The sequence below is a fragment of the Streptomyces sp. NPDC005151 genome, from assembly GCF_053599875.1.
This window is the reverse complement of record NZ_JBSFYR010000112.1, coordinates 15249-20376: the sequence shown is the minus strand read 5'-3', so window position 1 is coordinate 20376 and position 5128 is coordinate 15249. Positions and strand designations below refer to the sequence as shown.

Sequence of the window (5128 nt, the reverse complement as noted above, 5' to 3'; positions counted from 1 at the left end):
CCGCGTCCTGGGCGACCGCACCCCCGCCGAGGCCATGAGACGCTGGTCAAAGGAACTCGCCTACCGCTGATTCGCAACGATCAGTGGAAACCGCCGCGTCTACCCGGTCGTCTTCATCGACTGTGTGAACGTGAAGGTCAGGGACGGCTCGGTGGCCAACCGCCCGGTCTACATGGCCCTGGCCGTGACCGCCGAGGGGCACTGCGACATCTTGGGCCTGTGGGTCGGCGACGCCGGCGAGGGCGCGAAGTACTGGCTGCAGGTCCTCACCGAGATCAAGAACCGCGGCGCGGACGATGTGCTGATGCTGGTCTGCGACGGTCTGACCGGGCTCCCGGACGCGGTGAACACCGTCTGGCCTGCAACGATCGTTCAAACCTGTGTGGTTCACCTGCTGCGAAACAGCTTCCGGTACGCGGGCAGGCAGGACTGGGAGAAGATCGCCAAGGCGCTCAAGCCCGTCTACACGGCTGCGACCGAGGATGCAGCCGTGGAGCGCTTCATGGAGTTCGGCGAGGCCTGGGGCAAGAAGTACCCGGCGATCATCCGGCTCTGGGAAAACGCCTGGGCGGAGTTCGTTCCCTTCCTCCAGTTCGACGTGGAGATCCGCAAGATCGTGTGCACGACCAACGCGATCGAGAGCGTCAACGCCCGAATCCGCAAGGCGGTGAGGGCCCGCGGACACTTCCCGAACGATCAAGCAGCCCTCAAATGCGTGTACTTGGCCGTGATGAGCCTGGATCCCACAGGCGCCGGCCGCAAACGCTGGACCATGCGGTGGAAGGCCGCACCCCAGGCCTTCGACATCGCCTTCGACGGCCGGCTCACCGCCGGACGCCGCTAAAGAAATCCGACCGAGTTCCACCGTTAGCTGTACAGACCCCCTGCTGGCTTCGACTTGATGCCCAGGATCAGGAACTGGAAGGGCATGACCTTCTACCGGCCCAGCAAGCAGACCGAGTACGTGCACATCGACGCACTGTTCGGCGAGGCGGGCAAGAACGTCATCGACTTCGACCTGATCGAGTCCCAGTTCCGCCACCTGATGCGCGTGGCCGTCTCCGTGAGGGAGGGGGCCATCCCCTCATCCACGCTGCTCAAGCGCCTGCGCTCCGGGTCGCGCAAGAACGCCACCTACGCCGCCTTCCGCGAGGTCGGCCGCGTCATCCGTACTGTCCAGCTCCTTCGGTATCTGTCGGACGCGCCGCTGCGGCGGCGGGTGACCGCGGCGACGAACAAGGTCGAGTCGTTCAACCGGTTCTCCCAGTGGATCGGCTTCGGCAACCGCGGCGTCATCGCCGACAACGACCCGGTCGAGCAGGAAAAGGCGATGAAATTCAATGCTCTGCTCACGAACGCAGTGATTTTCCACAACGCCCTGGACATCGCCGAGATCGTGCGGCAGCTGCTGGAGGAGGGCTGGACGATCGATCCGGAGGACCTGGCACACATCTCGCCCTACCTGACCGAGCACATCAACCGGTTTGGCGAGTACTCCACCCACGAACTCGGCATCCAGCCCGAGGAGTACGACCCGAAGCTCGACGTCGACTTCACCCCGCTGCGCGATGAAACCGCGACCGCCGACGGCTTCGGCCAGGCTGCCTGAGCCGGCGTACGGCCCTGAACCCGATGGACGTGTGACTGGAAGGGGCTGTGGTACCCCGGGTGTTTGAGCCCCGGGGCACCACAGGAGGGGTCAGACGCCGAATGCGGCGGGGTAGTGGATGGTGCCGGTCGGGACGGGGCGGGTGTCGTCGAGGGCCATGGCCATCATTGCCTCGTCAGGTGCCTCGAAGGGTGCTTGGATGCCAAAGCGGGAGGCGGGGGTGAAGCCGAACCGAGGGTAGTAGTCGGCGTGTCCCAGGACGAGGACGAGGTTTTCGCCCATGGTGCGGGCGGCGTCGAGTGCGGCGCGGATGGCGGCGGAGCCGGCGCCGGTGCGCTGGGCGGAGGGCAGTACCGCGCACGGTGCCAGGGCGAGGGCGGGTACGCCGTCGACGTGGCATCGGGTGAGCAGCGCGTACCCGAGCCGGATGCCGTCGGGAGTAGCGGTGACCATCGATAGTCCGTCGATCCATGCCTGCGGGTCGGCGCGCAGGGCGTCGACGATGTCGGCCTCCTGGGCGGTAGGGAAGGCCGCGAGGAGGATGTCGCGGATGGCGGAGATGTCGTCGGCGGCCTCGGGACAGGCGGTCCAGGTGGTCATGGTTCCGTTCTCGGTGGTGTCGGGGGTGTGGTCGTGGGGGTGGAGGAGGTAGGCGGCGTAGTCGTAGTCGCTGCCGTGTTCGCGCCGCATGTTGATTTCTGTCCGGTGTGCGGCCAGGGCCTGCGGCATGCCGGGGCGCTGCGGGTCCGCTCGGTCCATCCGCTGAGTGAGCGGCGTGTAGTACTCGTCCCACCAGTCGCTTTCCGGCAGCGGCCAGTGCGCGCGGAGACGGTAGCCGGCGGCCTGTGCGGCGTCGGTGTTCGCGGCGTGGGTGCGCAGCGGGTAGGCCGCGTCCCAGTAGGCGCGCGTCGGGGCAGCGGGGCTGGGCACGGTCCATTCGATTTCGGTGACGACGAGGACGCCGTCCGGGGCGAGCAGGCGACGCCAGGCGCGCAGGGCGACGTCGAAGCCGATGGTGTATACGGACCCCTCGGCCCAGATCACGTCGAAGCTGTGATCGGGGACGGGCAGCCGGTCCATCGAGCAGTTGACGACCGTGACCTGGTCGCTCAGGCCACGGCGGGCCGCCTCGGCGGCGAGGCCGTCCAGGTACGGCTGGTGCAGGTCGACTGCGGTCACGTGCGCGCCGGCTTCTTCGGCCAGCAGCAGGGTGGAGCGGCCGGGGCCGCAGCCCGCGTCCAGCACCCGCGGGTGCTCGGGCAGCGGACCGGCCATCTCCAGCAGGCGCCGTGTGGTGGCGTCCGAGCCGGGGCCCTGCCGGGGCAGGTCGTGGTGCAGGGTGAAGAACGCCTGCGTCCCCGGGTCGCTGCCGGGGGCGTGGTCGGGGGTGTCGCTGTTGTTCACTGCTGGCGCTCCCGGAACTGGTAGGTGGCGCGCAGGTGCCGCGTGATGTCCTTCTTGGCGGCCTCGCGGTCGGCGCGCATCCGGGCGTCGGTGCGGGAGGCGGCGTAGGTGTTCTCCCGCAGCAGCTGGCGGTAGCTGTTCAGACGGCGCTGGGGGATCTCGCCTGCCTCGACGGCGGCCAGCACCGCGCAGCCGGGTTCGCTCACGTGTGCGCAGTCCGTGAACCGGCAGTCCTGCGCGAGGTGTTCGATCTCGGCGAAGGTCTGCTCCAGCCCGTCCTGGGCGTCGTGCAGACCGATCGCACGCAGACCGGGGGTGTCCAGCAGGACACCCCCGCCGGGCAGCGGGATCAGCTCCCGCCATGCGGTGGTGTGCCGGCCCTTGCCGTCCGCGTCGCGCACGGCGCCGGTCGCCAGCCGCTCCTCGCCCAGGAGCTGGTTGCCCAGGGTGGACTTGCCCGCTCCGGAGGGGCCCAGCAGCACGATGGTGCCGTTCAGGACGGAGGTCAGGGTGTCCAGGCCCTGCCCGGTCACGGCGCTGGTGACCAGTACGTCCACTCCGGCGGCCACCCCGGACACCTGGGCCTGAGCCGAGGGCACGTCCGCGCACGCGTCGGCCTTGGTGAGCACCACGACCGGCTGGGCGCCGCTCTCCCAGGCCAGGGCGAGCATGCGTTCGGTCCGGCCGTGCTTGAGCGGTGCCGCCAGCGACACCGTCACCACGACCGTGTCGACGTTGGCGGCCAGGACCTGGCCGTGCGAGGTACGCGAAGAAGACGAGCGCACCAGGGCGTTACGCCGCTCCAGCATCGCGTGCAGCACCGGCGCATGGCCGGTGGTGACAGGGCGCAGCGCCGCCCAGTCACCCGTGCACGGCGCCGACAGCGGATCACCGTGATCGGCGGTGCCGGGAATCTGCGCACGGATGATTCCGGCGTCGGTGACTGCTTCGCACGAGCCGCGTTCGGCTCGCACGATGCGGGCCGGGATCAGCCCGGCAGTTCGATGGGGTGCGAAGGCGTGCTCACACGCCTCGTCCCAGCCGTAGTCCACCAGGGAATACGGCTGAGCATGATGCGAAAGGAGTTGAGACAACGTAGAGACCCTTGAACAGGGACCCCGATCGGCACAGAGGATGGCCTTCCGCGAGCCGTCAGAGCTCTTGCGGGGGCATCGACGTCAGGTCAGACCAGGGCCCGGGACGTGAGGATGGTCCGGCGGGCACTGCACACGGCAGTGGCCTCTGCGACAGTCATCAACTCACCTCCCCCTTCTGGTCCCGCAGTTGACCCGGTTGTCTCTGCGCCGCTGATGCTAGCACCTCCATTCCCAGCGTCGGAAGATGCCGGAAATGGAGATGCGCCCGCTGGCGCACGGTTCAGCTCCGGCGGCGTGCGGCGGGGTCGCGTTCGGCGACGTGCCGGGCGACCGCGTCGACGCCTGGGCGTGCGTACCGCTCCAGGGAGCGGACGGAGGTGTGGCGGGAGCGGGCCAGCAGCATCGGTGTGGAGGTGCCGCCCTCGGCGTCGTGTGTCAGGGCGCTGTGGCGGAGCCGGTGCAGGGTCCAGCCGTCCAGGTTCTCGATGTCCTCGGGTGAGGCGAGGGGGTTGGCCAGCGGCCGGGTGTTCTCCTCGAAGATCTCCTCGGCCCGGCGGTAGGAGAGCCGGGCCCGGCCGGTCTCCGGGCACACGTCCAGCGTGGGTGTCCCGGCCGGGGCCTTGCGGTCCGTGAGGAACAGCGGGCCGCGGGTACGGCGGGCGATGAGCCGGGGCAGCAGCTGGGCGGTGCCGGACTGCCAGTGAATCCACTCGGTCGCCCCGCCCTTGGCAGTGATCTTGCCGCGCTTGTCCTGCGGGTACAGGTCTTCCACATTCAGTCGCAGCACCTCATCGGCCCGTGCGGCGGACTCGTAGAGCATCTTCCACTGCGTCTTCTCCCGGAGCCCGACGTCCAGGCGCCACAGGGCGGCGATCTGGTTCTCGGCCAGGGCCTTGGTGCGGTCCGGCGGCGCCGGCCGCCGCTCGATGCCGACTGTCGGATCGCCTTCGATCCAGCCCTGGCGCTGCCACCAGCCGATCGCCTTGCGCGCGATGGACAGCTCCCGGTTGACGGTGTC

The 5128-nt window shown here is 69.2% G+C and carries 4 protein-coding genes and 1 pseudogene; 2 read left to right on the top strand and 3 right to left on the bottom strand.

Going from position 1 to position 5128, the window contains the following annotated elements; translation table 11 throughout:
• Positions 1–97 precede the first annotated feature (97 nt).
• Both ACWD6R_RS35290 and ACWD6R_RS35285 read left to right on the top strand, forming a co-directional pair.
• A pseudogene (locus ACWD6R_RS35290) lies at positions 98–844 on the top strand (IS256 family transposase); the annotation flags it as partial.
• 57 nt (positions 845–901) lie between these two features.
• Positions 902–1609 carry a Tn3 family transposase gene (locus ACWD6R_RS35285; RefSeq protein ID WP_451822465.1) on the top strand — a complete coding sequence of 236 codons (708 nt, stop codon included), beginning with the start codon at positions 902–904 and terminating at the stop codon, positions 1607–1609.
• 90 nt (positions 1610–1699) lie between these two features.
• Here the strand turns inward: ACWD6R_RS35285 and ACWD6R_RS35280 are convergent, their stop codons facing one another.
• From ACWD6R_RS35280 to ACWD6R_RS35270, 3 genes are all read right to left on the bottom strand, one after another.
• Positions 1700–3013, bottom strand: coding sequence for a GNAT family N-acetyltransferase (locus tag ACWD6R_RS35280; RefSeq protein ID WP_451822464.1), 1314 nt, complete (start codon positions 3011–3013; stop codon positions 1700–1702).
• Positions 3010–4068, bottom strand: a complete 1059-nt coding sequence (rsgA, locus tag ACWD6R_RS35275) for a ribosome small subunit-dependent GTPase A (protein ID WP_351201597.1) — start codon at positions 4066–4068, stop codon at positions 3010–3012. The genes ACWD6R_RS35280 and rsgA overlap by 4 nt, the downstream gene beginning before the upstream one ends.
• 322 nt (positions 4069–4390) lie before the next feature.
• Positions 4391–5128: tyrosine-type recombinase/integrase (locus ACWD6R_RS35270; RefSeq protein WP_451822463.1), on the bottom strand; the 738-nt coding region annotated here is incomplete at its 5' end.

Coding starts and splice junctions, on each gene's coding strand:
- ACWD6R_RS35285 (WP_451822465.1), top strand. CDS start 902: ATGCCCAGGATCAGGAACTGGAAGGGCATGACCTTCTACCGGCCCAGC.